Here is a 24,446-nt window from a genome sequence, read left to right as displayed (position 1 = left end):
GATTGACTTCCCCTCCCGGGGGTCCGAAGGTCGGGATCACGCAAGCGAGAAAGTCCCCGTCCCCGGGAGAAATCCGTGTCGATTTCCACCACGGGCGTGCTGCCACGCGCCCGAAAACAAGAGCTGCCGCGCAAGGCCGTGCGGCGGCCCGACCTCCGGCGCTGGATCAGCCCGGTCGTGCTGGTCGCCGCCTGGCAGATCGCCAGCGCCACCGGACTCCTGCCGTCCGACAAGCTCAGTTCACCGTGGACGGTCGTGCGGGCGGGCGTCGAAGTCGCCCGCAGCGGCGAACTCGGCGACGCGTTCGCCGTTTCGCTCGGCCGCGTCGGCGCCGGCTTCGCGCTCGGTGCGGCCGCCGGAGTCCTGCTCGGCATCGTCTCCGGGTTGTCCCGCTGGGGCGAGGCACTGGTCGACCCGCCGGTGCAGATGCTGCGCACCCTGCCGTTCCTCGGCCTGATCCCGCTGTTCATCCTGTGGTTCGGCATCGGCGAAGAGACGAAGATCGTCCTGGTTGCCCTCGGCGTGGCCTTCCCGCTCTACCTCAACGTCCACTCGGGAATCCGCGGCGCCGACCCGAACCTCGTCGAAGCTTCCCGGGCCCTCGGGTTCACCCGGGCGGAACGGCTCTGGCACGTCATCCTGCCCGGCGCGCTGCCGCAGGCGCTCGTCGGGCTGCGGCAGTCGCTCGGCCTCGCCTGGCTCGCGCTGATCGTCGGCGAGACGGTGAACGCCGACGCCGGCGTCGGCTACCTCATCAACAACGCGCGCGAGTTCCTGCGCACCGACGTCGTGGTCGTCGGGCTGGTCCTCTACGCCCTGCTCGGCCTGGTCACCGACGCGCTGGTCCGGCTGGCCGAACGGAAGGTGCTGCGGTGGCGAACCCGGTAGCCGAGGTCCGCGACCTCACCAAGCGGTTCGGCGACCGGACCGTCCTCAAGGGACTCGACCTGACCGTCGGACGCGGCGAGTTCGTCGCGCTGCTCGGCCGCAGCGGCTCCGGCAAGTCGACGCTCCTGCGCGTCCTGGCCGGGCTCGACGACGAGATCGAAGGCAGCGCCGAAGTCACCGGAACCGTTTCGGTCGCCTTCCAGCAGCCCCGGCTGCTGCCGTGGCGGAAGGTCTGGCGCAACGTCGTCCTCGGCCTGCGCCAGGACGGCGTCACGAAGTCCCGCAACCGGGCGCTCGCGGACCAAGCCCTGGCCGAGGTCCACCTGGCCGAGCACGCCGACGACTGGCCGCTCACGCTGTCCGGCGGGGAAGCCCAGCGCGTCTCGCTGGCCCGCGCGCTGGTGCGCGAACCCGACCTGCTGCTGCTCGACGAGCCGTTCGGCGCCCTCGACGCGCTGACCCGGATCGCGATGCACACGCTGGTCCAGGACCTCTGGCGGCGGCACCGGCCGGGCGTGCTGCTGGTGACCCACGACGTCGACGAGGCCCTGCGGCTCGCCGACCGGGTCCTGGTGCTCGACGGCGGCCGGATCGTCGCCGCGCACCGGCCACGGGAGACCACCGACGACCTCCGCCGGCGTGTGCTGGCCGACCTGGGAGTGACCGAAGATGCTGTGGCGTAAGGGAATACTGGTCGTCGCGGCGGCCCTCGCCGTGTCCGCGTGCGGGACGGCGACCGGGGAAGCCCCGGCCGCCGTGCCGGGGCCGGTGAGCGCGGCCGACCTGGCGAAGGTGACGCTCAAGATCGGCGACCAGAAGGGCGGGGTGAAGTCCCTGCTCACCGCGGCGAACCTGCTGCAGGGCACGCCGTACCGGATCGAATGGGCGACGTTCACCTCGGGGCCGCCGCTGCTGGAGGCCGCCTCGGCCGGGGCGATCGACGCCGGGCGCGTCGGCAACACCCCGCCGATCTTCGCGGCCGCGGCCAAGGCGAAGATCAAGGTGCTCAGCGTGGCGCGCAGCAACGTCGAACGGGAGGCCATCCTCGTCCCGCCGGACTCGCCGCTGCGCGACGTCGCTTCCTTGAAGGGGAAGACGATCGGCGTGGCCAAGGGCAGCTCCGCCCACGGGCAGCTGCTGAACACCCTGCACCGGAACGGACTGTCCACGAAGGACGTCAAGCTGAGCTTCCTGCAGCCGTCGGAGGCCTACGCCGCGTTCACCCAGCACACCATCGACGCCTGGGCGATCTGGGACCCGTACACCGCACAGGCCCAGCTCGAGGCCGCCGCCCGGGTGCTGGCCGACGGCCGGGGCGCCTCGAACGGCCTGGCCTTCCTGGCGGCGAGCACGGCCGCGCTCGGCGATCCCGGCAAGAACTCCGCGTTGCGCGACTTCGCGGTGCGCGTGGTCAAGGCGCAGAAGTGGGCCGACACCCACCGCGACCAGTGGGCGCAGGCGTGGGCCAAGGAAACCGGGCTGAAGCTCGAGGTGGCGCAGAAGGCCGTCGACGCCGGGCGTGACCAGCCGATCGCGCTGGACGACTCGGTCGTGGCGTCCGAACAGCAGCTGGCGGACGCGTTCACCGACGAGAAGACTCTGCCGGGCAAGGTGGACTTCGCCGCGTACGTCGACCGGCGGTTCGCCGCGGACCTCGACCAGGCGAGGAGCAACGGATGAGCATCAGGCTACACTGGTTCCTGCCCACCAGCGGCGACGGCCGCACGATCGTGGAACGCTTCCACGCCAACCGGTCCGCGGGCCCGGCGGCGCAGCGCGACCCCGACCTGGACTACCTGGCCCAGGTTGCCCGCGCCGCCGAACGGCAGGGCTTCGAGGGCGTCCTGACGCCGACGGGTACGTGGTGCGAGGACGCGTGGCTCACCACGGCCGCGCTGATCCGCGAGACCACCCGGCTGAAGTTCCTGGTCGCCTTCCGCCCGGGCGTCATCTCACCGACCCTGGCCGCGCAGATGGCCGGGACTTTCCAAAGACTGTCGAACGGGCGCGTGCTGCTCAACATCGTCACCGGCGGCGACGCGGTCGAGCAGCGCCGCTTCGGCGACTGGCACGACCACGACGCCCGCTACGCGCGCACCGACGAGTTCCTCACGATCGTCCGCGGGGTGTGGTCCGGTGAGCCGTTCACCTTCACCGGCGAGCACCTCCGCGTGGAAGGCGCGACGACGCTGGCCCCGCCGGATCCCGTGCCGCCGATCTACTTCGGCGGCTCGTCGCCGGCCGCGCTGCCGGTCGCGGCGCGGCACGCCGACGTCTACCTGACCTGGGGCGAACCGCCCGCGCAGGTCGCGGAGAAGATCGGCAAAGTGCGGGAGCTGGCGGGGGACCGGCCGATCCGGTTCGGCGTCCGGCTGCACACCATCTCGCGCGACACCTCGGCCGAAGCCTGGGCGGAGGCGCAGAAGCTGCTCGACGCGCTGAGCCCGGAGCAGGTCGCCAAGGCGCAGGCGCAGCTGGCGGCCAGCGAGTCGGTGGGGCAGCAGCGGATGGTCGCGCTGCACGGCGGCCGGACCGATGGCGGCGTCCGCGGCCTGGAGATCCACCCGCACCTGTGGGCCGGCGTCGGCCTGGTCCGCGGCGGCGCGGGCACGGCACTGGTCGGCAGCCACGAGGAAGTCGCCGACCTGATCGAGGAATACCACTCGATCGGCGTCACGGAGTTCGTGCTGTCCGGCTACCCGCACCTCGAGGAGGCCTACTGGTTCGGCGACGGCGTCCGCCCGGAGCTGGCCCGGCGCGGTCTGCTGGCGGACGTCCCGGCGCTGCGCCGGCCGTCGCACCCGGAGCGGAACGTCGCCGCGCTTTAGGGAGCCTGGAAGGGGACGAGCAGGCCGGGCGGCGCGAACAGCGGGTAGGTGACGAGCACCCCGGCTTCGGTCCGCGTGACCGAAGCCGGGCGGAACAGGTCGCGCTGGCCGGTGTAGAACGCCGCCACGCCGTCCTCGCCGCCGGTCAGCAGCACCCGGCGGCGGGGCTGCCCGGCGGGGTCCTCGCCCGGGACCTCGGGGAAGGCCGCGACCGTGACCTGCTGGAGGGCCGACAGCGCGGCGATCGTCGCGATGAGCCGCGGGTCCGCGCGCCCTTCGCGGAGCACGGCGGCGGCGTCCGGGGCCAGGGAGATCCGGGCCGACGCCGTCAGCGCCGCGCCGGCGTGGGCCCGGGCCGGCGCTTCCGGCGGCGCGGTGGGGTCGGGCGGGGGCAGCCCGAGGCGCCGGACGGTGACCCGGCGGTCGCGCGTGCCGAACACCGCGGTCGTCCCGGCACCGGTCAACGCGGTGTCGAGCGCCGGGTAACGCTCCCGCAGCCCGGTCACGTCGCCGGAGAAGACGGCCCACTCGGCGGGTGGGCAGACGTGGACGCAGGCGGCGGGCGGGGCCAGCATGCCGGTCGGCCAGCCGGCGTTCGCGAGCTCGGCCCACGCCGCGTCGTCGACCAGCAAGGTGGCGCCGGAAGCGTTGTCCCGCAGCCATTTCTGCGCTTCGGTGAGCGGGCCGGACCGGTCGGTCGAGGGCTGCAGCGCCGGGTAGCCGAAGGACCAGCCGGCGGCGACGGCCACCACCGCGGCGACGGCGGTGACCACGAGCCCGGTCCGCCGCGCGCGGCCGGGGTCCGACAGGTGCGCCGGGGTGCGCCGCCGGAGGACGGCCTGGGCGGCCCCGGCCAGCAGCAGTGGCGTCACCGGCAGCAGCAGGGCGAGCACGGCGGTGTGCTGCACGCCGGGGACGAGCAGGGTCGCGGCGAGCAGCAGGCCGGACACCGCGAACGGCCGCAGGGCGCCGAACACGAGCCCGGCCACCAGGGCGACGGCCGACAGCACCGCCCAGGCCGGGTCCAGTGCCGCCCAGTCGGCGGCCGTCGGGTGACCGTCCGCGGCGAGGTGCGGCTGGAGCACGCCGCCCGCCGGACCGTACGCGATGCCCAGCCCGAGGTTGAGCAGCACCGTCACCAGCGCCGCCCGGATCGGCGCGCGCCGCACCAGCAGCCAGCCGGCCGCGGGCAGGAACAGCAGCGCCAGGGGTGAGGTCAGGACCGCCGCGAGCAGGCAGAACGCGGCCACGACGTCGTGCCGGATCCGGGCGTCCGGCCGGGTGATCAGCACCAGCGCGCCCAGCGCCCACACCACCGCCAGGTGCTCCACGAGGACCAGCCGCTGCAGGCCGAGCGCGAGCGGGGACGCGGCCACGAACACCACCGCGGCCGCCGACGCCCAGTGCGTCAGGCCCAGCCGGCGCGCCAGGAACCACAGCAGCACGGCGGCGACGACCGCGGCGACCAGCATGGTTTCGCGGACCGCGGCCAGTGCCGTGGCCGAGCGCCCGAAGGCGTCCGAAACCATCGTCCAGGCCCCGAGCTGCAGCCAGCCGAACCGGCTGATCCCCGCGCCGCCCGCGTCGGTGAAGGACGTGAGGTGGCCGAGCGCGTAGGCGTGGGCGACGGTGGCGGCCTCCGACGGCAGGACGGGCTCGGGAGCCGCGAGGTAGAGCACGCGCAAACCGCCGGTCAGGGCCAGCAATGCGAGCAGGATGTCGAGCGACAGCAACCGGTGCGCGGCCGAAGTCCGGATGCCCGGCCCGGGAAGGATCGCGGGGGAGCGGTCGCGCGTTTCCCGGCTGTGCTGCGCCATTGCACGGATCGTAGCGGGCCCCGGATCGCCGTCCAGCGCGGGCCGGGGACGTCAGCCGGACGGCCTAGCCCGGCGGAAAGCGTTGCCCCGCAAGATTATTTCCGACCTTCCGCAGTGGATCCGGAGAGTGTCCGGGTCAACGCGAGGGCGACCGTACGGACGGCCGGGGCGACCCGTTCGGTCCGCATCCGGTTGGCCCAGCCGGAAATGGAGACCGCCGCCACCGCGACGCCGCGGGAGTCGAGCAGCGGGCTGGCCGCGCACACGACGCCGACGCCGGATTCCTCGCGCTCCAAGGCGACTCCGTCCTCCCGCACCCGGGCGAGCTGACGGCGGAGCAGCCCGGGTGCGGTGATCGTCCGCGCGCTCACCCGGGGCAATCCGGCGTCGATGACCTGGTTCACCACGGATTCCGGGGAAAACGCCAGGATCGCCTTGCCGACCCCGGTGGCGTGCGCGGGGAACCGGCCGCCGATGCGCGAGGGCAGCGTCGGCGCGTCCGGGCCGCGCAGCACGTCGAGGTACACCACTTCGGTGCGTTCGAGGATCGCCAGGTGCACGGTGTTGCGTGTCGCCTCGCGCAGGTCGGCCAGGTACGGCCGGGCTGCTTCGACCAGCCCGCGGCGGGGCGAGGCCAGTTGGCCGATTTCGAACAGCCGCAGCCCGAGCCGCACGGCGCCGTCCTCGCGTTCGAGCAGGCCCGTTTCGGTGAGGTGCCCGACGAGCCGGTGCACGGTCGTCTTGGCCAGCCCGGTCCGGCGGGCCAGTTCGGAGACGCCGAGGGTCTCGTCACCGGGCCGGAAGGCTTCGAGGAGCGCGGCGAGCCGGGTCGCCACCAGGCCGTCGCCGCTCGCGCCCTCGTTCCGCCCAGCGGTACGCATGGGTTGAGTGTGCCCCATCCGCCGCGCGAGTGTCACGAGGTCAGCGCGGAGGTGAGGTCAGTGGTCGTCGGCGCCGAGGACGAGCTTCACGCAGTGCGCGACGAGCCGCTCGCGCGAGACCTTCAGCGAGCCGTCGAGGTAGGCGATGAAGACGTTGCTCAGCGCGCCGACCAGCCCGATCGCGATCATCCGGCGTTCGACCTCGTCGCCGTGGGACAGCTGCTCGCCGACGAGCGCGGCGAACACCGGCAGCAGGTGCAGGCCGCGGCGGGTCAGTGCCGGGTCGGTCAGCGGGGCGAGCAGCAGGACGCGGCCCTTGCGCGGGTCGTCGACGATCAGCTCGACGAACGCGCGCACGGCGTGCTCGGCCCGCAGGACGGCGGTCGGGGCGTCCCGGACGGCGTCGACGAGCGCCTGCCGCGCCTGCTCGCCGACGTGCTCGTACACCGCCGCGACGAGCTCTTCGCGGTCGGCGAAGCTCTCGTAGAAGTAGCGCTCGGTCAGCTTCGCGTGCCGGCACACCGCGCGGACGCTCGTCGCGGCCGAGCCCTCGGTGCCCAGCAGCTCCAGGCCCGCGGCCAGGAGCTGCTCGCGCCGCAGCGCCTTCCGGTCGTCCAGCGTCGTGCCCGCCCACGTGCGGCCCGGCATGGCGGCTCCTCGGTTGACTACAACTGTTGTCAGATCCTAGCCTGACAACAGCCGTAGTCAATTTCGACTCGACGAGGAGCGCGCGATGGAACCCGAACCGCTCGGTCCGGACTCGCTGACCTGGAAGTACTTCGGCGACTGGCGCGGCCTGCTCATCGGCCTGTGGGCCGGGTCGATGCAGAACATGCACCCCGGCCTCGGCGCCGGCGTCGAGCAGCACTCGCGGTTCTTCGAGGAGCGCTGGCAGCGGCTGTTCCGCTCGCTCTACCCGATCGGCGGGGTGGTCTACGACGGCCCGCGCGCGCACCGGACCGCCCTCGAGGTCCGCGGCTACCACGACCGCATCAAGGGCGTCGACGCGCGCGGCCGCCGCTACCACGCGCTCGACCCGGACACCTACTACTGGGCGCACGCCACGTTCTTCGTCAGCACGATCCTCATCGCCGACCACTTCATGGGCGGCATCGGCGAGGCGGAGAAGCGGCGGCTGTTCGACGAGCACGTCACGTGGTGGCGGATGTACGACATGACCCTGCGGCCGGTGCCGGAGAGCTGGGAGGACTTCCAGCGCTACTGGAAGCACATGTGCACCGAGGTCCTGGAGGACAACAAGGCCACCCGGGACGTCCTCGACATCCGCGGGCTCGGCAAGCCGCCGTTCCTGCCCTGGCTGCCGGACGCGCTGTGGCGGCCGGTCCAGCGCGTGATCGCGCGCAACTTCGTCTGGCTGACGATCGGCCTCTACGACCGCGAGGTCCGCGACCTGCTCGGCTTCCGCTGGTCCGAACGCGACGCGCGGCGCCACCGCCGGTTCGGGAAGCTGGTCAACGCCGTCTTCAAGCTCGTCCCGCACGACCGCCGCTACCACCCGCGAGCCCGCGCCGGCTGGCGCCGCGAGCGCGGCGAGGTGGCTCCGGACGCGCCGTTGGTCGAGACTCCACCCAGGAACCTGCCGCCGCTGTCCGAGCGGGGCAAACCCGAGCACTACGCGCCGAACGTCTAGGAGGCCTTCGTGAAGCTGGGATTCCACATCGGATACTGGGGCAGCGGCCCGACCCCGGGCGCGCTGGAGGCCGTCCTCAAGGCCGAGGAGCTCGGCTTCGACTCGGTGTGGACGGCGGAGGCGTACGGCTCGGACGCGTTCACGACGCTGGCCTGGTACGGCGCTTCGACCAGCAGCATCCGGCTCGGCACGAACATCGTCCAGATGGCCGCGCGCACCCCGACCGCGACCGCGATGCACGCGCTGACCCTCGACCACCTCTCGGGCGGCCGGATGGTGCTGGGGCTCGGCGCGTCCGGCCCGCAGGTCGTCGAGGGCTGGTACGGGCAGCCGTACCCGAAGCCCCTCGCCCGGACCCGGGAGTACGTCGACATCGTCCGGCAGGTGATCGCGCGCGAAGCCCCGGTGACCCTGGACGGCCAGTTCTTCCAGCTGCCGCTCAAGGGCGGCACCGGACTCGGCAAGCCGCTGAAGCCGACGGTGCACCCGCTGCGCAAGGAGATCCCGATCCACCTGGCCGCCGAGGGCCCGAAGAACGTCGCACTGGCCGCGGAGATCGCCGACGGCTGGCTGCCGATGTTCTTCTCGCCCAAGAGCAACGGCTTCTACAAGGCCGCACTGGAAGAGGGCTTCGCCCGGCCGGGCGCCCGGCACACCCTGGAGACGTTCGAGGTGCCGTGCTCGGTGCCGGTGATCGTGCACGACGACGTCGAGGAGGCGGCGAGCTGGATGAAGCCGTCGCTCGCCCTCTACATCGGCGGGATGGGCGCGAAGAGCGTCAACTTCCACCACGACGTCTTCGCCCGGCTCGGCTACGAGGACGTCGCCGACAAGGTGCAGGAGCTGTACCTGGCCGGCCGCAAGGAGGAGGCGACGGCCGCGATCCCGACGTCGCTGGTCGAGGACACCTCGCTGATCGGGCCGCCGGCGAAGATCCGCGACGAGCTGCAGGCGTGGGAGGAAACGGTCGTCACGCAACTGCTGGTGCGCGGTGACGCCGCGGCACTGGTGAAGATCGCCGACGCCCTTTCGTGACTGACTAGCGCGGGTCGCTGTCGTGTCCCGGGTCACCCCGATGGCACGATTCCCCTCGACCACCGGGTGTGCACCGTTTCGAGGAGGACCATGGCGACGCTGTCCGGCCGGACGAGGTTCCGCTATTCGCTCGGCTCGTTCGTCACCGGGTCCTTCGGCACGGTCCCCGGCCTGGTGCTGGTGAAGTACCTGACCGACACGATGGCCGTGCCGGCGGGCTGGGCCGCGGCCATCGTGTTCGTGCCGAAGGCCTGGGACGTGCTGTTCAACCCGGTCGCCGGCCGGCTGTCGGACGCCGACCTGCTCAAGACCGGCAGCCGGCGGCGGTTCCTGCTCATCGGCGGCATCGGCGTGGCGATCCTGTTCGCGGCGATGTTCGCCCACCCCGGGTTCGGGAACCCGCTGCCGGACGCGCTGTACGTGGCGATCATGTTCGCCGCCTGCGCCACGGCGTACGCGCTGTTCCAGGTGCCGTTCAACGCGCTGCCCGCCGAGCTGACCGAGTCGGCGACCGAGCGCACGAAGCTCACCAGCGTCCGCATCGGCGTGCTCGCCGTGACGATCCTGGTCTGCGGCGGCGGCGCGCCGGCGATCACCGCCGCGATCGAGGGGGTCGCGGGCTACCGGATCATGGCCGTGGTGATCGGGCTGATCGTGCTCGCCGCGACGTTGCTGGTGTACTTCGGGCTCAAGGACGCGCCGGTCGGCTCGCTGCGGCCGAACACCGTGAACCTGAAGGAGCTGGTGCGGACGCTCGCCGCGTGGCGGCCGTTCCGCTGGCTGCTCGGCACGTACTTCATCCAGGCGCTCGGCATCGGCACGGTGCTCGCGGCCATCCCGTTCTTCGCCCAGCGCATCCTCGGCAAGGAGAGCTACGGGACGATCCTGTTCGTCATCTTCGTCGGCCCCGCGCTGGTCACCATGCCGCTGTGGCCGCGTCTGGGCGACCGGGTCGGCAAGCTCAACGGCTTCCGCCTGGCCACCGCGGCCTTCGCCGTCGGCCTGCTCGGCCTGGTCTTCGCGCGCGAAATCCCGCTGGTCGTGTCGTTCGTCTTCGTGGCGCTGTGCGGGGTCGGCTACGCCGGGATCTCGGTGTTCCCGCTGGCCATCCTGCCCGACCTGATCACCGCCGAGGAGGAGCGCACCGGCGAGACGCGGGCCGGGATCGCCGCGGGCGTGTGGACCGCGGGGGAGACGCTCGGCCTGGCCTTCGGCGGCGGGCTGTGGGCGATCATCCTCGCCGTCGGCGGGTACGTGTCCAGCACCGACGCGACGGCGAACCAGCCGCACAGCGCGATCCTGGCGATCCTCGTCGGGGCGTCGGTCATCCCGGGCGTGCTCATCGCGCTGGCCCTGCCGCTGCTGCGGCGCTCGGTGCTGGAACCGCGGCATGAGAACGCCTGAGGACGTCCTCGCCGAGCTGCGGGCGCTGCGCGCGGGCGACCTGCCGACGCACGGCGGCCGCACGCTGGCCTACGTCTACGACAGCGGGATGTCCGAAGTGGACTCCCTGGGCGCGGCGGCGCACGCGCTGGCGTCGTCGGCGAACGGCCTGGACCCGACGGCGTTCCCGAGCCTGCTTCGCATGGAGAACGACCTCGTTTCCGCGGCGGCGTCCTTGCTCGGCGACGTGCCCGGGGTGGTCGGCTCGGTGACGTCCGGCGGGACGGAGTCGTGCCTGCTGGCCGTGCTCGCCGCGCGGGACGGGCCGCCTTCGCCGTCGATCGTGCTGCCGACGACCGCGCACGCGGCGTTCCACAAGGCGGCGCACCTGTTCGGGCTGCGCCGGATCGACGTCCCGGTCGACCCGGTGACGTTCCGCGCCGACCCGGCGGCGATGGCCGCAGCGATCGACGACTCGACTGTGCTGGTCGTGGCGAGCGCGCCGTCGTACGCCCACGGCGTGCTCGACCCGGTGCCGGAGATCGCGGCGGCGGCGCGGGAACGCGGCGTCCGGATGCACGTCGACGCCTGCATCGGCGGCTGGGTGCTGCCGTACTTCGCGCGGCTCGGCGCGGACGTGCCACCGTTCGACTTCCGCGTCCCGGGTGTCACGAGCATTTCGGTGGACCTGCACAAGTACGCGTACTGCCCGAAGGGCACGTCGGTGCTGCTGCACGCCTCGGCGGAACTGCGGCGCACGCACTACTTCGCGAGCGCTTCCTGGCCGGGCTACACGATGCTGAACACGACGATCCAGAGCACCCGCTCGGGCGGCCCCCTCGCCGCGGCGTGGGCGGTGGTGAACCACCTCGGTTCCGACGGTTACCTGCGGCTGGCTTCCGCGGCGCGCGAGGCCGTGTCCCGGATCCGTTCCGGCATCGGGGAACTCCCCGGCCTGCGGGTGCTCGGCGACCCGGTGTCGACGCTCATCGCGTTCACCGGCGACGACGGCTTCGACCTGTTCACGGTGGCCGACGAGATGAAGGCCCGCGGCTGGTACGTCCAGCCGCAGTTCGCTCATCTGTCGTCTCCGGTGAACCTGCACCTGACGGTGACGGCAGCGAACCACGGCAGCGAGAAGGAGTTCCTCGCCGACCTGGCCGCTTCGGTCGACGCGGCCCGTCTCGCCGGTCCGGTGGTCGTCGACCCGGCGGTGGCCGAGTTCGTGGCCGCACTCGACCCCGACACGCTGACGTCGGCGCAGTTCGCGGACCTCCTCGCGGCGGCCGGCCTCGGCGGCGCGTCGGGCCTCCCGGACCGCATGGCCCCGATCAACGCGCTTCTCGCCACCGCGCCCGGCCCCCTCCGCGAGCGCCTCCTCCTGGAGTTCCTGGGCGCGCTCTACATGCCGTGAAGGCCTCCTTCCCGGCTCTTATGGCCGGGAAGGAGGCCTTCACGGACTTTCGGCTACTGGGTGCGGGAAGCGAGGCCCGCCGGGGCGGACTTGAGGGCCGCGTGGATCGCGTCCGCCAAGGCCAGGGCGTCTTCTTCGGTCAGCTCCAGGGCGACGCGGGTCGAAGCGCCCAGGGACGGGTTGCGGAAGTCGATGTTGACCGTGTGCCCGTACGGCGCGTGAACCGGGTGGTCGACGTACACGGTGCCCTCGGTCAGGCGGAACCAGCCGCGGGCGCCCTTGCCGCTGCCTTCGAGGGCGAACTTCTCGGTCAGGTAGGTGCACATGGCGGGTCCTCTCAGGCGGTGAGCGTGCGCGCGTAGAAGTCGAGGATGCGTTCCCAGCCGTCCTTCGCGGCTTCGGGGCGGTAGCTCGGGCGGTCGACGGCGAAGAACGCGTGGCCGGCGTCGGCGTAGGTGTGGAACTCGTGCTCCTTGCCGTGCTTCTCCAGCTCGGCCGCCAGGACCGCCACCTCGTCCGGGCCGGGGAACTGGTCGTCGGCGCCGAAGATGCCCAGCAGCGGGCACGACAGCTGCGGGGCCAGGCCCAGCAGCGGCTTCATCATCTTCATCGCCTCGGGCGGGTCGTTGACGACGAAGGCGCCGTAGCAGTCCACCGCGGCGTCGAGGTTCAGGGAACAAGCCGCGAGGAACGCGTGCCGCCCGCCCGAGCAGTGCCCGATCACGCCGATCCGGCCGTTCGCGTTTTCCAGCGCGCGCAGGTAGTCGGCCGCGCCGGAGACGTCGCCGACGAGCCGGTCGTCCGGGACGCCGCCGGCCGCGCGGACCATCGCGGCCGCGTCATCCGGGTCCGCGCCCGGCGCTTCGCGCGTGTACAGGTTCGGGCAGAGCGCGTTGTAGCCCTCGACGGCGAAGCGGCGCACCATCTCCTTCGTCGCCGCGTCGTAGCCGGGCAGGTGGTGGATCACCACGACGCCGCCGCGCGGGGTCGCGTCCGTCGGTTTGGCCAGGTAGGCCTCGAGCTCGTCCCCGCCGTGGCCGCTGATGGTGACCGTTCCGGCGATGATCTCGTCGTTCATCGGTTCTCCTTGACTCCCTCGGGGGCGTGGATGTAGCGCCGGCCGCGGGCGGCGGAAGCCACCGCGGCGATGACGGCCATGAGCGCGGCCGCGGTGAACACGACCACCAGGCCGTGGTGGAACGGGCCGGACACCAGCCGCGGGAAGAACTCGCCGCCGGTGAGCGTCGCCCGGTCCGCGGGCGACAGTCCGGAAAGGACGTCCGGGCCGAGCAGGTGCCCGACCGGGTTGCTGCCGAGGAATGCGGCGAACAGCGTGCTCACCGGGGGCAGCCGCGCGACGCCGTCGGCGACGTTCGCCGGGACGCCGTGGGACTGCAGGCCGCTCGTCAGCGTCTGCGGCAGCGAGGTGGCCAAGCCGGCGATCATCAGCGAGAAGAACACGCCGATCGACAACGACGTCCCGGAGTTCTGGAACGTCGCCCGCATGCCGGAGGCGACCCCGCGCTGCTCGGTCGGGACGCTGCTCATGATCGCCGAGGTGTTCGGTGCGGCGAACATCCCCTGGCCGATCCCGCTGAGGACGAGCAGCGCCGCGAACGCCGGGTACGGGAAGTCGACCGGCAGCGCGAGCAGGCCGAGGAACGCCGCGGCCACGAGGAGCAGGCCGCCGGTGGCCAGGGGCCGGGCCCCGAACCGGTCGGACAGGTACCCCGAAACCGGCCCCGCGACCAGGAACCCGACGGTCAGCGGCAGCATGTGGATCCCGGCCCACAGCGGCGTCTGCTCGTAGTCGTAGCCGTGCAGGGGCAGCCAGATGCCCTGCAGCCAGATGATGAGCATGAACTGCATGCCACCACGGGCCACCGAAGTCAGCAACGCGGCGATGTTGCCGGCGGCGAACGCCCGGATCTTGAACAGGGAAAGCTGGAACATCGGCGCGGCGACGCGGGTCTCGATGACGCCGAACAGCAGGAGCAGCAGCACGCCGGCGCCGATCCCGCCGAGCACCCACGGGTTGCCCCAGCCGGTCGCGCCGCCGCCGTAGGGCTGGATGCCGTAGGTGATGCCGGCGAGCAGGAGCGCGGTGCCCGCGGCGAAGGTGACGTTGCCGCCCCAGTCGATCTTCGCGCGCCTCGGCGTCCCGACCTCGCGGAGGCTGCGGATCGACCAGATCGTGCCCAGCAGCCCGAACGGCACGCTCACCCAGAACACCGCGCGCCAGTCGATCTCGGCCAGCAGCCCGCCGACGACCAGGCCGAGGAACTGCCCCGCCAGCGCGGTGATCTGGTTGACCCCCAGCGCCATCCCGCGCTGCTCGGCGGGGAAGGCGTCGGTGAGGATGGCGGCCGAGTTGGCCGTCAGCATCGACCCGCCGACGGCCTGGACGATCCGCCAGCCGATCAGCCACAGCGCGCCGCCGCCGCCGTGGAACGGGTCGAAGGACAGCGCCACCGAGGCCACGCTGAAGACGACGAAGCCGACGTTGTACATCTTGACCCGGCCGAACATGTCGCCGAGCCGCCCCAGCGTCACCACCAGCACGGCCTGCACCAGCAGGTAGCCGAGGATCATCCAGAGCAGGTAGCCGATGTTGCCCGGCGCGAGGGGGTCGAGCCCGATGCCGCGGAAGATGGCCGGCAGCGAGATGATGACGATCGAGCCGTCGAGCGCGGACATCAGCACGCCGAGCGTGGTGTTGGACAGCGCGACCCACTTGTAGCTCACAGCTCGTCCGCCAGCCGCTCGATCAGCGGGATGGCCGCGATCAGCTCGCGCTGCTCGGCCGCGGTGAACTTCCCGGCCAGCGCGGCCGCCATCCGGCGGGTGGTCTCGGACCGCCGGTCGGTGACCAGCTTGACGCCGGCCTCGGTGACCGACATCAGCACCTTGCGGCCGTCGGAGTCGTCCTTGCGCCGCTCGACCAGCCCGCGGTCGACGAGCCCGGCGAGCGTGACGCCCATGGCCTGCGGTTTGACGCGTTCGAGGTCGGCCAGGCAGCCCGGTGTGGCCGGGCCCTCCCGTTCGAGCCGGGAAAGCACCGAGCGTTCGGGCAGGGTCAGCTCACCGGCGACGTACCCCTGGCGCAGGCGCCGGACCAGCCGGCCGAGGGCGACGCGCAGGTCGGCGCTCACCTGGAGGAGCTCCTCGTCCGTCATGGTCGTCAACCTAGGCTGATAAACCTGGGTTGATCAACCCGGACGGAACCGCCGCTATCGGGTGAGCCGGGAGCTTTCGCCCGGGCCGGCGCCGCGCTCCGGTGTTACCGTCCGAAATGGACACACCTGGAAGGGGCAGCCGATGACCATCCCGCACGTGCAGCACGCCGGCCACGACCACGTCCACCGCGAGGGCTGCGGCCACGCGGCACTCCCGCACGGCGACCACGTCGACTACGCCCACGACGGGCACCTGCACCGGGCCCACGACGGTCACTTCGACGAGTGCGAGATCGACGGCCACGTCCCGCACACGGGCCACGACCACACCCACGGCGACGGCTGCGGCCACGTGGCGGTCCCGCACGGCGAGCACGTCGACTACCTGCACGACGGCCACCGCCACGCAGCCCACGAGGACCACTACGACGACCACTGACGTGTTTTCATCGGACCAATCAGCCTGATGGTCCGGTCTGAAGTACGACGATCTCCCTGTCTGTAAGGGATTCCGCTGATCGGGACCTGTCGGGAAAGGTCTTTACATCCGATGTTCAGCGGCTACCTTGGAAGCGTGGCGACGACGCCGCGCTCGGCTCAGGGAGAGGAGCAAGGCATGTCAGGTCCGCGCCTGGCCGGACTCGCCATCGTGGCCGCGGCCGCGCTGGCCGTTCCGGTCACCGCCGCCTCGGCGGCACCCGTCCCGCAGCCCGCCGTGATCGGCACCGGCTGGACCCAGGTCGACCCCTCGAAGACGATCCAGGTGGTCAGTCACGGCACCGCCCATCCGCACGACTGGGCCACCACGACGCAGGCGTCCGAAGACGGGGTTTCCTACGACCGCTCCGGTGGGGTGGAGACGTTCAAGCTGCTGAGCAAGTCGTCGAACCGGGTCGAGGTCCGGGTCCACAACGACTACAAGACCGGGCTCCGCCAGTTCGAGGGCGACCTGAAGGTGGCCAGTCCGACCGAAGACGAATCGTGCATGCAGATCTTCGGCAACGACGGGCCCGGCGCGACGACGTTGATGATCCGTGCCTACGCGGCCGACGGTGGCACCCTCCGTGGCCTGGGCAAGGTCCTCGCCACCGGAGTCTTCGGCAAGTGGGTGCACGTCAACGTCATCCACGACGCCACCGCGAACAAGGTCTCCGTCTACCTCGGCGGCAAGCTCGTGGCCAGTGGATCCGGGCCGACCGGCACGCACTACTTCAAGTACGGCGTGTACGGCACGCTCCAGGCGGCGAACGCGCAGACCCAGTGGAAGAACGTGAAGTACTTCCAGAAGTGACTCGTGAGCGCTCCGGGCCGTCCGGAACGCTCACGAGTCAGTGCACGTGGACCGGGCCCCACTCCGGGAACGGGTCCGGGCCGGTCGCGACGTCGCCGAGGCAGTCCCGCAACGCGGTGAGCAGGGCGTCGCCCGCCAGGTCGACGCCGATGAACACCAGCTCCTGCCGCGGTTCGGCGGCCACGCCCTGCGGCTCGAACCGGGCCACCGCGCCCGCCTGGGACCACAGCCCGGTCACCCCGGGCCGGGACGCCAGCGCGAAGAACCCCTTCGACCGCAGCACCGTGCCGAACTCGCCGGAGTCCAGCCGCCGGGTGACGAAGTCCCACAGCGCCGCCGGGTCGAACGCCCGCGCGGCGCGGAACACCACGCTGGAGATCCCGTACTCCTCGGTCTCCGGGACGTGGTCGCCGTTCAGCTCCGCGACCCAGCCCGGTGCCTCCTGCGCCCGCTCGGCGTCGTACCGGCCCGTGCCGAAGACCCGTTCCAGCGGCACCTTCCCGAAACTGCCCGTGACGACGTCGGCGGCCGGGTTGAGCCGTCGCAGCGTCGCCACCAGCCGGTCGACGTCGGTGGCGAGGTCCGTCTTGTTCAGCAGCAGGACGTCGGCGAACTCGACCTGGTCCATCAGCAGGTCGCTGACCGTCCGCTCGTCGTCTTCGTACTGGTCGAGCCGGCGCTCCACCAGGGAGTCGCCGGCCGCCAGTTCGCGGGCGAAGTTCGCCGCGTCGACCACGGTCACCATGGTGTCGAGGTGGGCGACGGCGTCCAGGAACGTGAACGTCGCCGCCACCGGCATCGGCTCGGAAATCCCGCTCGACTCGATGAGCACGTGGTCGAAGCGGTCGTCCGCGCACAGCGCCGCCACCTCCTCCAGGAGGTCCTCCCGCAGGGTGCAGCAGATGCACCCGTTGGTCAGTTCCACGAGGCGCTCCTGGGAGCGCACGAGCGCCGCGTCGATGTTGACCTCGCTCATGTCGTTGACGATCACCGCGACCCGCAGGCCGTCGCGGTTGGCGAGGATGTGGTTGAGCAGCGTCGTCTTGCCCGCGCCGAGGAAGCCGGACAACACGGTGACCGGAACGCTCACTGCGCGTGGAAGTGCTTCATCAGCCGGCGCGGGACCAGCCGGACCTTGCCGTCGACCTTGATCGGCACCAGGTCCGGCACGGCGGCCTTCCACTGCGACCGCCGGGACCGCGTGTTGCTGCGCGACATCTTGCGCTTGGGGACGGCCATCAGCGGGTGCCTCGCTTCCCGTAGCGGCGGTGGAACTTCTCGACCTGGCCGGCGCTGTCCATGATCCGCTGGGTGCCGGTCCAGAACGGGTGCGACCACGAGCTGATGTCGACCATGACGAGCGGGTAGGTGTGGCCGTCCGACCACTCGATGGTCTTGTCGGAGGTGATGGTCGAGCGGGTCAGGAAGGCGTCGCCGGTCGACGAGTCCTTGAACACCACCGGGTGGTAGTCGGGGTGGATCCCGGGTTTCACTGGTCTTCCTTTCGGTTCGCCGCGGTCGCGTCGTGCCGCGCCGGGTCGGTTTCGGTGTCTTCACACGGTTCCTCGTGCCAGTCCCCGAACGGGTCGGGGTAGCGCAGCCAGGCCTCGGGCCCCTCCGCGAACTCCGCGTCGGTCAGCAGCGCGCCGCGCAGGGCGGCCTCGACCTCGTCGGGCGTCGCCTGGTCGGTGACGACGACCAGCTCCTGGGCCCGGTCGCCGTGCACCGGGTCCCAGCGCAGGGACGCGAGCGTGCGGCGCTCGGGGGAGACGTCCGTCCACTCCGGACCGTCCGGCGACGCGAGCCACGGCCCCGCGTGCCCCAGGCCCAGCCCGCCACCCGCCGACTCGATCCAGAACGCGACGTCGGGCTGGCTGGCCACCCACGCGCGCCCGCGGGTGCGGACGACGCCGTCGAGCAGGACGTCGAGCGCGTCGTGCAGGCGCGAGGGGTGGAACGGCCGCCGCGCGGTGAAGGTGAGCAGGGCGATGCCGCAGTCGGCGTGCAGCGGCGGCTCGCCGCGCAGCAGCGCGCCGTGCATGTCGGTGACCTCGCCGCGCCGGGCGTCCTTCGGGACCGCGTCGAGCACGCTGTGGCCGTCGATCCGCGCCAGCTCGACGCGCGGGACGGACGGCGCCACGCGGTCCAGCACGGCGGACGCCTTCGCGGCGCTCCACGCGTCGGCGGCCGCGCCGGCCAGCACCAGGACGTCGGCGAACTCCACCTGGGACAGCGCGACCTGGGCGACCGTCCGCTCGTCCTCGGGGCTGCCCTGCAGGTTCCGGTCGGCCAGCTCGTCGTCGCCGGTCGCGTCGGCGAGCCAGGTCGCGCAGTCGACGACGGTGAGCACCGCCCGCAGGTCGACGTCCTCGCTCACCGGGTGGTCGCCGACCACGACGTTCCGGATCGCCCAGCTCACCGGCTCCGGCTCCATGGCCTCGTCGAGCCGGAGGACGATCCGGGTCACCTCCGGGCGCCGGGCCAGCCGCCGCAGCAGCGGGAGCAGGTCCTCCCGCAGCGTGCACGACACGCAGCCGTGGGCCAGCTCGAGCACGGTGAGGTCTTCGCGCTCGCCGAGCTTCAGCCGGCGGCGGACGACGCCGGAGTGGATCTCGCGCAGGTCGTGGTGGACGACGGCGGTGCCGGGCTCGGCCACGCGCAGCAGCTCGGCGAGCGCGGCGTTCGGTCCGGCGGCCAGACCGCTCACCAGGACGAGCGGGACGCGGGGGTGGTGGGTCACAGGGGCTCCAGGAATGCGGACGGGGTGCGATGCGCTACAGTACTTGAAAACGAAAACCACTATCAACTCGGGAGGGCCTTTGTCCGCCGTGTGCCAGGTCACCGGCCGCAAGCCGGGCTACGGCAAGCAGGTCTCGCACTCCCACCGCCGCACGTCCCGGCGGTGGGAGCCGAACCTGCAGAACCGCCGGTACTTCGTGCCCGGTGAGGGCCGCTGGGTGCGGCTGCGCGTCTCCGCCAAGGGCATGAAGACGATCGACAAGCGCGGCATCGAGGCCGTCGTCGCCGAGCTGAAGGCGAAGGGGGTGAAGCTGTAATGGCGAAGAGCACCGACGTCCGGCCGATCATCAAGCTGCGGTCCACCGCGGGCACCGGCTACACGTACGTCACCAAGAAGAACCGCCGCAACGACCCGGACCGCATGGTCCTGCGCAAGTACGACCCGGTCGCGCGCAAGCACGTCGAGTTCAAGGAAGAGCGCTGATGGCCAAGAAGTCGAAGATCGCGAAGAACGAGCAGCGGAAGGTGATCGCCGCGCGGTACGTCGAACGCCGCCGCGCGCTGAAGGCCGTCGTCGCCTCGCCGTCGTCGTCACCCGAGGAGAAGGCGAACGCGGTCGTCGCGCTGCAGAAGCTGCCGCGCGACGCGAGCCCGACGCGGATCCGCAACCGTGACGCCGCCGACGGCCGTCCGCGCGGCTACCTGCGGAAGTTCGGGCTGTCGCGGGTCAAGATGCGGCAGGCCGCGCACCACGGCGAGCTGCCCGGCGTCGCGAAGTCGAGCTGGTGAGCCGGATGCCGAAGCCGAACCGCGACCGTCCCGCCAAGCGCAAGGTGAACCTGTTGCACGCCAACAAGATCACCCACGTCGACTGGAAGGACGTCGACCTGCTGCGGAAGTTCATCTCCGACCGCGGCAAGATCCGCGCCCGCCGGGTGACGGGATTGACGCCGCAGCAACAGAAGCAGGTCGCCACGGCGATCAAGAACGCGCGGGAGATGGCGCTCCTGCCGTACCCCTCCGCGGGCCGCGCGAGCTGAAAATCGGGTGCGCCGGCCGGGCGGGCGCGCGATCATGGGCGCACGAAAGGGGGCGTCGCAAGGGATGTCCTGAACCAGGAGGTCCACGCTTGCACGCCCAGCTCACGGTCACGCCCGCCCGGCTGCCCGAAGTCCTGCTCACCACCGCCGTCGTGCGGCCGGTGTTCCTCTGGGGCGCACCCGGCATCGGGAAGTCCTCGCTGGTGCGCGACTTCGCCGCCTCGCTCGGGCTCGACTGCGTGTCGCTGCTGGGCACTCAGCTCGCGCCCGAAGACCTGATCGGCGTCCCGCAGATCACGGGCGGCCGCAGCCGGTTCTGCCCGCCGGAGCAGATCGCCCGCGACGAGCCGTACTGCCTGTTCCTCGACGAGCTGAACGCCGCCGCGCCCGACGTCCAGAAGGCGTTCTACTCGCTGATCCTCGACCGCCGCATCGGCTCGTACGAGCTGCCGGCGGGCTCGGTCGTGATCGGCGCCGGCAACCGCGCCACCGACCAGGCCCTCGCCCGGCCGATGGCGTCGGCGCTGGTGAACCGCCTGGTGCACGTCCACCTGCGCGCCGCGCCGGACGACTGGCTCGCGTGGGCCGCCGGGAACGGGATCCACCCGTGGGTGCTCGAGTACCTCACCCAGCGCCCGGACCACCTGTGGAGCGCACCGCCGAAGACCGAGGAGCCGTTCTCGACGCCGCGGTCCTGGCACATGCTCTCGGACCTGCTCCACTCCGCGGGCGACCCGGCCGACGACGAGACGGTCGCGCTGCTGGCGTACGCCACTCTCACCCCGGCCCACGCGGGCGCGTTCCGCGCGTACCTCAAGGTCGCCCGGCACGCCTTCGACCTGGAGGCGATCCTCAAGGGCGACGTGCGCTGGCCGGCCGAGCCGGCCGATCGGGACCTGCTGTACTTCCTCGCCGAGACCTTCCGCGCGCGGCTGGTCAAGGAGCTGCCCGCGGACAAGCGGCACGCGCCGGCGGCCGTGCGCCAGTTCGCCTTCCGCGCGAAGGGCCTGCTCGTCGAGCTGGCCGAAATCTCCTTGGAGATGGCGCAGCTGGTCATCGCCGACGACGAGGCGGGCAACCCGCGGCTGCCGTCGTGGTTCCTCGTCGAGGCCGCCCGTGATCTCCCGCGGCTGGTGGCGGCGCGCGCGTGAACGCCAAGGCGGAGGCCAAACGCCGCGAGCGCCGGAACAAGGCGATCGAGGACGGCTGGGCCGAGGTCCGCGCGCACACCGTCCTCGACCACCTCGCCCGCGGCGCGAGCCTGAGCCGGGAGAGCCTGACCGGCGTGGGCAGCTGGGCCGTCGTCAACGGGCGCGGGCTGATCACCGCCAACCGTGCCCGCGACGCCGAGCCGGGCGAGTGGGCGTGGGTGTTCGCCCACCTCCTGCTGCACCTCGGCCTGGGCCACCTCGACGAAGATCCGCTCCTGGACGAGGCCTACGGTGCCGCGTGCTGCGTGGCCGTCCACCGGTTCGCCGACGCCGTCCACGTCGGGACGCCGGTCGTGGCCCTGCCGGAGCTGCCCGGCACCGACGAAACCGCGCTCGCCCTCGCCTGGCGCGAGACCGGCGTGCCAGAGCACTTCAAGGCGCTCGGAACCGGCGGGCCGCGGTCGTGCCTGCGGGCCGCGCCACCACTTTCGCGCTGGGAGCTGCAGTACCACGGGAAGCCGGAGCCGTGGACCGAGCGGTTCGCGCGGGGCCTGATCGCCTCGGCCACCGAGGCCATGGAACGCGCCGCCGACGCGCGCGGCCAGACCCGCCACCGGCGGGCGCTGGGGGAGTGGGACCGCGCGCTGTCCTGGTTCGTCTCGTCGTTCCCGCTGCTCGGCGCGGTGGCCGCGGGGTTCACCCTGGTCGTCGACGCCGAGGTCGTCCGCGCCTGGGACATCTCCCTCGCCGCGGTCGACGCCGAGCACGGCGAGATCTACGTCAACCCGGCCGCCGGCCTGACGTCCGAAGAATGGCGGTTCGTCTTGGCCCACGAAATGCTGCACGCGGCGCTGCGGCACGACCGCCGGGCGCTGGGCCGCGACCCGTACCTGTGGAACGTCGCCTGCGACTACGTGATCAACGGCTGGCTGGTCGCCATGGGCGTCGGCGAGCTGCCCCACGGCGTCCTGCACGACCAGCAGCTGACCGGGATGTCCGCGGAGTCGGTGTACGACACGCTCACGACGGACCTCCGGCGCGCCCGCAAGCTGCTGACGCTCGGCTCGCGCGAGGCCGGGGACGTCCTGGGCGATTGGCTGTCCGAACCGGACGCGGTGCGGCGCCGGTCGTCGCGACGGAACGCACGGCCGCTGCCGTGGCGTGCCGGCGACCGGACCGGCGGCGTCGACCTCGACGAGTTCTACCGCCGGGCGCTCACCCAGGGCCTCGAATACCACCACGCGCAGGGCCGCGGGCTCCTGCCGGCCGGGCTGGAGCAGGAGATCCGGGCCCTGGACCACCCGCCGCTTCCGTGGGACGCCCGTCTCGCGCGCTGGTTCGACGAGCACGTCCGGGTGGAGCTGCCGGTCCGCAGCTACGCGCGGGCGTCGCGCCGCCAGTCGTCGACTCCGGACATCCCGCGCCCGGGCCGCGTCCGCCCGGAACGGCTCGATCAGCTCGTCACCTTCGGCGTCGTGCTGGATACGTCGGGGTCGATGAACGCCGAGCTGCTCGGCAAGGCGCTGGGGGCGATCGCGTCGTACGCGCTGGCCCGGGACGTCCCGGCGGCGCGCGTGGTGTTCTGCGACGCCGTCGCCTACGACGCCGGGTACCTCGCGGTGGAGGACATCGCGGGCCGGGTCAAGGTGCGCGGCCGCGGCGGGACGATCCTGCAGCCGGGCGTCGACCTGCTGCAGAGCGCGGCGGACTTCCCGGCCGACGGGCCGATCCTGATCATCACCGACGCGCAGTGCGACCACGTCCGGCCACGCCGCGAGCACGCGTACCTGGTGCCGCGGGGCGCGCGGCTGCCGTTCGTGGCCCGCGGGCCGGTGTTCCGGGTGGCGTGACCCACGCTGGGCTGGCGCGGGGATGAACCGCCAATAAACTCCCGCCCATGGACGACCCGCACTACCTTTCCGGCCTCCAGCTCTCCGGCCGCCGCGTCGTGATGATCGGCGGCGGCACGGTCGCGCAACGCAGGCTGCCCCGGCTGATCAGCGCGGGAGCCCGCGTCGAACTGGTGTCGCCGCACACGACGCCGTCGGTGCAGGGGATGGTGGACGCGGGCGAACTGGTCTGGCACGAACGGCGTTATGTTCCCGGCGATCTCAAGGACGCCTGGTACGCGCTGGCCTGCACGAACGACCCTTCGGTGAACGCCGCCGTCTGCGAGGAGGCCGAGCGGGAGCGGGTGTTCTGCGTCCGCGCCGACGAAGGCGAGTCGGGCAGCGCGGTGACCCCGGCGTCCGGGTGGCACGGCGGCCTGCTGTTCGGCGTGCTCTCCGGCGGCGAGCCGCTGCGCTCGGCGGCGGTGCGCGACTCGATGCTCGACGGCCTGCACAACGGCACGATCGAGGACGGCCGCCAGCCGCACCCGGAGGGCAGCCTGCCCGGGGTGGCGCTGGTCGGCGGCGGCCCGGGCGACCCGGAGCTGATCACGGTCCGCGGACGGCGGCTGCTGTCGCGCGCCGACGTCGTCGTGGTCGACCGGCTGGCGCCCCGCGAACTGCTCGACGAACTCGCGCCCGAGGTGGAGATCGTCGACGCGGCGAAGATCCCGTACGGCCGCGCGGCCAGCCAGGACGTCATCAACAGCACGCTCATCGAGCGCGCCAAGGAGGGCAAGTTCGTCGTCCGCCTCAAGGGCGGCGACCCGTACCTGTTCGGCCGCGGCTTCGAAGAGGTGCTGGCCTGCGCCGAAGCGGGCGTCCCGGTGACGATGGTCCCGGGCATCACGAGCGCGTTCGCGGTGCCCGCGGCCGCCGACGTCCCGGTGACCCACCGCGGCGTCGCCCACGAGGTGGTGGTGGTCTCCGGCCACGTCGGCCCCGGCGACGACCGGTCCCTGGTCGACTGGGACCTGCTGGCCCGCATGCGCGGCACGATCGTGCTGATGATGGGCGTGGAGCGGCTTCCGCAGTTCGCGAAGGCCCTCCTGGACGGCGGCCGCCCGGCCGACACCCCGGTGGCGATCGTCGAGGACGGCACGATGCGCACCCAGCGCACCCTCCGGTCCACCTTGGACAAGGTGGTCACCGACGCGGCCGCCGCGGGCGTCCGCCCCCCGGCAGTGATCGTGATCGGCCCGGTGGCCGGCCTGGCCCCGCAGGGGCATCAAGCGTGATCAGAGGGGCATCAAGCGTGTCTGA

The 24,446-nt window shown here is 72.4% G+C and carries 28 protein-coding genes; 17 read left to right on the top strand and 11 right to left on the bottom strand.

Annotated features, from left to right (window positions below; all coding sequences use genetic code 11):
• Positions 1-75 precede the first annotated feature (75 nt).
• The 4 genes from AB0G28_RS21345 to AB0G28_RS21330 are packed head-to-tail and all read left to right on the top strand — an operon-like array spanning position 76 to position 3,716.
• Positions 76-888 carry an ABC transporter permease gene (locus AB0G28_RS21345; protein ID WP_361091319.1) on the top strand — a complete coding sequence of 271 codons (813 nt, stop codon included), beginning with the start codon at positions 76-78 and terminating at the stop codon, positions 886-888.
• Positions 873-1,571: an ABC transporter ATP-binding protein gene (locus AB0G28_RS21340; RefSeq protein WP_361091316.1), complete on the top strand. Its 699-nt coding sequence runs from the start codon at positions 873-875 to the stop codon at positions 1,569-1,571. The genes AB0G28_RS21345 and AB0G28_RS21340 overlap by 16 nt, the downstream gene beginning before the upstream one ends.
• Positions 1,558-2,568, top strand: coding sequence for an ABC transporter substrate-binding protein (locus AB0G28_RS21335; protein ID WP_361091313.1), 1,011 nt, complete (start codon positions 1,558-1,560; stop codon positions 2,566-2,568). The genes AB0G28_RS21340 and AB0G28_RS21335 overlap by 14 nt, the downstream gene beginning before the upstream one ends.
• Positions 2,565-3,716 (top strand): LLM class flavin-dependent oxidoreductase, encoded by a 1,152-nt coding sequence (locus tag AB0G28_RS21330; RefSeq protein WP_361091310.1) that lies wholly within the window; start codon positions 2,565-2,567, stop codon positions 3,714-3,716. The genes AB0G28_RS21335 and AB0G28_RS21330 overlap by 4 nt, the downstream gene beginning before the upstream one ends.
• Here the strand turns inward: AB0G28_RS21330 and AB0G28_RS21325 are convergent.
• The 3 genes from AB0G28_RS21325 to AB0G28_RS21315 form a co-directional block, all read right to left on the bottom strand.
• Positions 3,713-5,533, bottom strand: coding sequence for a glycosyl transferase (locus AB0G28_RS21325; RefSeq protein WP_361091307.1), 1,821 nt, complete (start codon positions 5,531-5,533; stop codon positions 3,713-3,715). The two genes, AB0G28_RS21330 and AB0G28_RS21325, sit on opposite strands and share 4 nt — an antisense overlap.
• Before the next feature lie 95 nt (positions 5,534-5,628).
• A complete protein-coding gene (locus AB0G28_RS21320; protein WP_361091304.1) occupies positions 5,629-6,414 on the bottom strand; it encodes an IclR family transcriptional regulator in 786 nt (261 codons plus the stop codon).
• 57 nt (positions 6,415-6,471) lie between these two features.
• Positions 6,472-7,062 carry a TetR/AcrR family transcriptional regulator gene (locus tag AB0G28_RS21315; protein ID WP_361091302.1) on the bottom strand — a complete coding sequence of 197 codons (591 nt, stop codon included), beginning with the start codon at positions 7,060-7,062 and terminating at the stop codon, positions 6,472-6,474.
• A gap of 85 nt (positions 7,063-7,147) precedes the next feature.
• Between AB0G28_RS21315 and AB0G28_RS21310 the strand changes: the two genes are divergently transcribed.
• The 4 genes from AB0G28_RS21310 (at position 7,148) to AB0G28_RS21295 (ending at position 11,897) form a co-directional block, all read left to right on the top strand.
• On the top strand, positions 7,148-8,065 hold the full coding sequence (locus tag AB0G28_RS21310; protein ID WP_361091299.1) for an oxygenase MpaB family protein: 918 nt from the start codon (positions 7,148-7,150) through the stop codon (positions 8,063-8,065).
• A 9-nt stretch (positions 8,066-8,074) separates the two neighbouring features.
• Positions 8,075-9,100: an LLM class F420-dependent oxidoreductase gene (locus tag AB0G28_RS21305; protein WP_361091296.1), complete on the top strand. Its 1,026-nt coding sequence runs from the start codon at positions 8,075-8,077 to the stop codon at positions 9,098-9,100.
• A gap of 90 nt (positions 9,101-9,190) precedes the next feature.
• Positions 9,191-10,504, top strand: coding sequence for an MFS transporter (locus AB0G28_RS21300; protein WP_361091293.1), 1,314 nt, complete (start codon positions 9,191-9,193; stop codon positions 10,502-10,504).
• Entirely contained in the window at positions 10,491-11,897 is a 1,407-nt protein-coding gene (locus AB0G28_RS21295) for an aminotransferase class V-fold PLP-dependent enzyme (RefSeq protein WP_361091290.1), read from the top strand. Before AB0G28_RS21300 ends, AB0G28_RS21295 begins: the two co-directional genes overlap by 14 nt.
• 53 nt (positions 11,898-11,950) lie before the next feature.
• Here AB0G28_RS21295 and AB0G28_RS21290 read toward each other — a convergent pair whose 3' ends face one another.
• The 4 genes from AB0G28_RS21290 to AB0G28_RS21275 are packed head-to-tail and all read right to left on the bottom strand — an operon-like array spanning position 11,951 to position 15,073.
• On the bottom strand, positions 11,951-12,223 hold the full coding sequence (locus AB0G28_RS21290; protein ID WP_361091287.1) for a DUF6295 family protein: 273 nt from the start codon (positions 12,221-12,223) through the stop codon (positions 11,951-11,953).
• Between the two features lie 11 nt (positions 12,224-12,234).
• A complete protein-coding gene (locus tag AB0G28_RS21285; RefSeq protein ID WP_361091284.1) occupies positions 12,235-12,975 on the bottom strand; it encodes a dienelactone hydrolase family protein in 741 nt (246 codons plus the stop codon).
• On the bottom strand, positions 12,972-14,642 hold the full coding sequence (locus AB0G28_RS21280; protein ID WP_361091281.1) for an MFS transporter: 1,671 nt from the start codon (positions 14,640-14,642) through the stop codon (positions 12,972-12,974). Before AB0G28_RS21280 ends, AB0G28_RS21285 begins: the two co-directional genes overlap by 4 nt.
• Positions 14,639-15,073 carry a MarR family transcriptional regulator gene (locus tag AB0G28_RS21275; protein WP_361091278.1) on the bottom strand — a complete coding sequence of 145 codons (435 nt, stop codon included), beginning with the start codon at positions 15,071-15,073 and terminating at the stop codon, positions 14,639-14,641. The genes AB0G28_RS21280 and AB0G28_RS21275 overlap by 4 nt, the downstream gene beginning before the upstream one ends.
• Before the next feature lie 142 nt (positions 15,074-15,215).
• Between AB0G28_RS21275 and AB0G28_RS21270 the strand changes: the two genes are divergently transcribed.
• Both AB0G28_RS21270 and AB0G28_RS21265 read left to right on the top strand, forming a co-directional pair.
• Entirely contained in the window at positions 15,216-15,512 is a 297-nt protein-coding gene (locus AB0G28_RS21270; protein WP_361091275.1) for a hypothetical protein, read from the top strand.
• 177 nt (positions 15,513-15,689) lie between these two features.
• Positions 15,690-16,364: a hypothetical protein gene (locus AB0G28_RS21265; protein WP_361091272.1), complete on the top strand. Its 675-nt coding sequence runs from the start codon at positions 15,690-15,692 to the stop codon at positions 16,362-16,364.
• Positions 16,365-16,401: 37 nt separating this feature from the next.
• On the opposite strand, the gene AB0G28_RS21260 is transcribed toward AB0G28_RS21265, so the two are convergent.
• From AB0G28_RS21260 to AB0G28_RS21245, 4 genes are read right to left on the bottom strand one after another with little or no spacing between them, the layout of a single operon-like run.
• Positions 16,402-17,454: a GTP-binding protein gene (locus tag AB0G28_RS21260; RefSeq protein ID WP_361091269.1), complete on the bottom strand. Its 1,053-nt coding sequence runs from the start codon at positions 17,452-17,454 to the stop codon at positions 16,402-16,404.
• Positions 17,451-17,603: a 50S ribosomal protein L32 gene (rpmF, locus tag AB0G28_RS21255; protein ID WP_361091266.1), complete on the bottom strand. Its 153-nt coding sequence runs from the start codon at positions 17,601-17,603 to the stop codon at positions 17,451-17,453. Before rpmF ends, AB0G28_RS21260 begins: the two co-directional genes overlap by 4 nt.
• A complete protein-coding gene (locus tag AB0G28_RS21250; RefSeq protein WP_361091263.1) occupies positions 17,603-17,857 on the bottom strand; it encodes a type B 50S ribosomal protein L31 in 255 nt (84 codons plus the stop codon). Before AB0G28_RS21250 ends, rpmF begins: the two co-directional genes overlap by 1 nt.
• Positions 17,854-19,104 carry a GTP-binding protein gene (locus tag AB0G28_RS21245; RefSeq protein WP_361091260.1) on the bottom strand — a complete coding sequence of 417 codons (1,251 nt, stop codon included), beginning with the start codon at positions 19,102-19,104 and terminating at the stop codon, positions 17,854-17,856. Before AB0G28_RS21245 ends, AB0G28_RS21250 begins: the two co-directional genes overlap by 4 nt.
• Before the next feature lie 79 nt (positions 19,105-19,183).
• Between AB0G28_RS21245 and rpmB the strand changes: the two genes are divergently transcribed.
• The 7 genes from rpmB (at position 19,184) to cobA (ending at position 24,421) form a co-directional block, all read left to right on the top strand.
• Positions 19,184-19,420, top strand: coding sequence for a 50S ribosomal protein L28 (gene rpmB, locus AB0G28_RS21240; RefSeq protein WP_360181174.1), 237 nt, complete (start codon positions 19,184-19,186; stop codon positions 19,418-19,420).
• Positions 19,420-19,587, top strand: a complete 168-nt coding sequence (gene rpmG, locus AB0G28_RS21235) for a 50S ribosomal protein L33 (RefSeq protein ID WP_003091682.1) — start codon at positions 19,420-19,422, stop codon at positions 19,585-19,587. Before rpmB ends, rpmG begins: the two co-directional genes overlap by 1 nt.
• Positions 19,587-19,892 carry a 30S ribosomal protein S14 gene (gene rpsN, locus AB0G28_RS21230; RefSeq protein WP_361091257.1) on the top strand — a complete coding sequence of 102 codons (306 nt, stop codon included), beginning with the start codon at positions 19,587-19,589 and terminating at the stop codon, positions 19,890-19,892. Before rpmG ends, rpsN begins: the two co-directional genes overlap by 1 nt.
• Positions 19,889-20,143 carry a 30S ribosomal protein S18 gene (gene rpsR, locus AB0G28_RS21225; protein WP_361091254.1) on the top strand — a complete coding sequence of 85 codons (255 nt, stop codon included), beginning with the start codon at positions 19,889-19,891 and terminating at the stop codon, positions 20,141-20,143. The genes rpsN and rpsR overlap by 4 nt, the downstream gene beginning before the upstream one ends.
• Positions 20,144-20,232: 89 nt before the next feature.
• Positions 20,233-21,294, top strand: coding sequence for a MoxR family ATPase (locus tag AB0G28_RS21220; protein ID WP_361091251.1), 1,062 nt, complete (start codon positions 20,233-20,235; stop codon positions 21,292-21,294).
• Complete coding sequence (locus tag AB0G28_RS21215) at positions 21,291-23,144, top strand: hypothetical protein (RefSeq protein WP_361091248.1); 1,854 nt, start codon at positions 21,291-21,293, stop codon at positions 23,142-23,144. The genes AB0G28_RS21220 and AB0G28_RS21215 overlap by 4 nt, the downstream gene beginning before the upstream one ends.
• A 47-nt stretch (positions 23,145-23,191) precedes the next feature.
• Complete coding sequence (gene cobA / locus AB0G28_RS21210) at positions 23,192-24,421, top strand: uroporphyrinogen-III C-methyltransferase (protein WP_361091245.1); 1,230 nt, start codon at positions 23,192-23,194, stop codon at positions 24,419-24,421.
• Positions 24,422-24,446: the final 25 nt, after the last annotated feature.

The organism is Amycolatopsis sp. NPDC021455 (genome assembly GCF_040640995.1).
Classification (GTDB): Bacteria; Actinomycetota; Actinomycetes; order Mycobacteriales; family Pseudonocardiaceae; genus Amycolatopsis.
The sequence above is the reverse complement of the archived record's forward strand: the minus strand, read 5'-3'. Positions and strand labels throughout refer to the sequence as shown.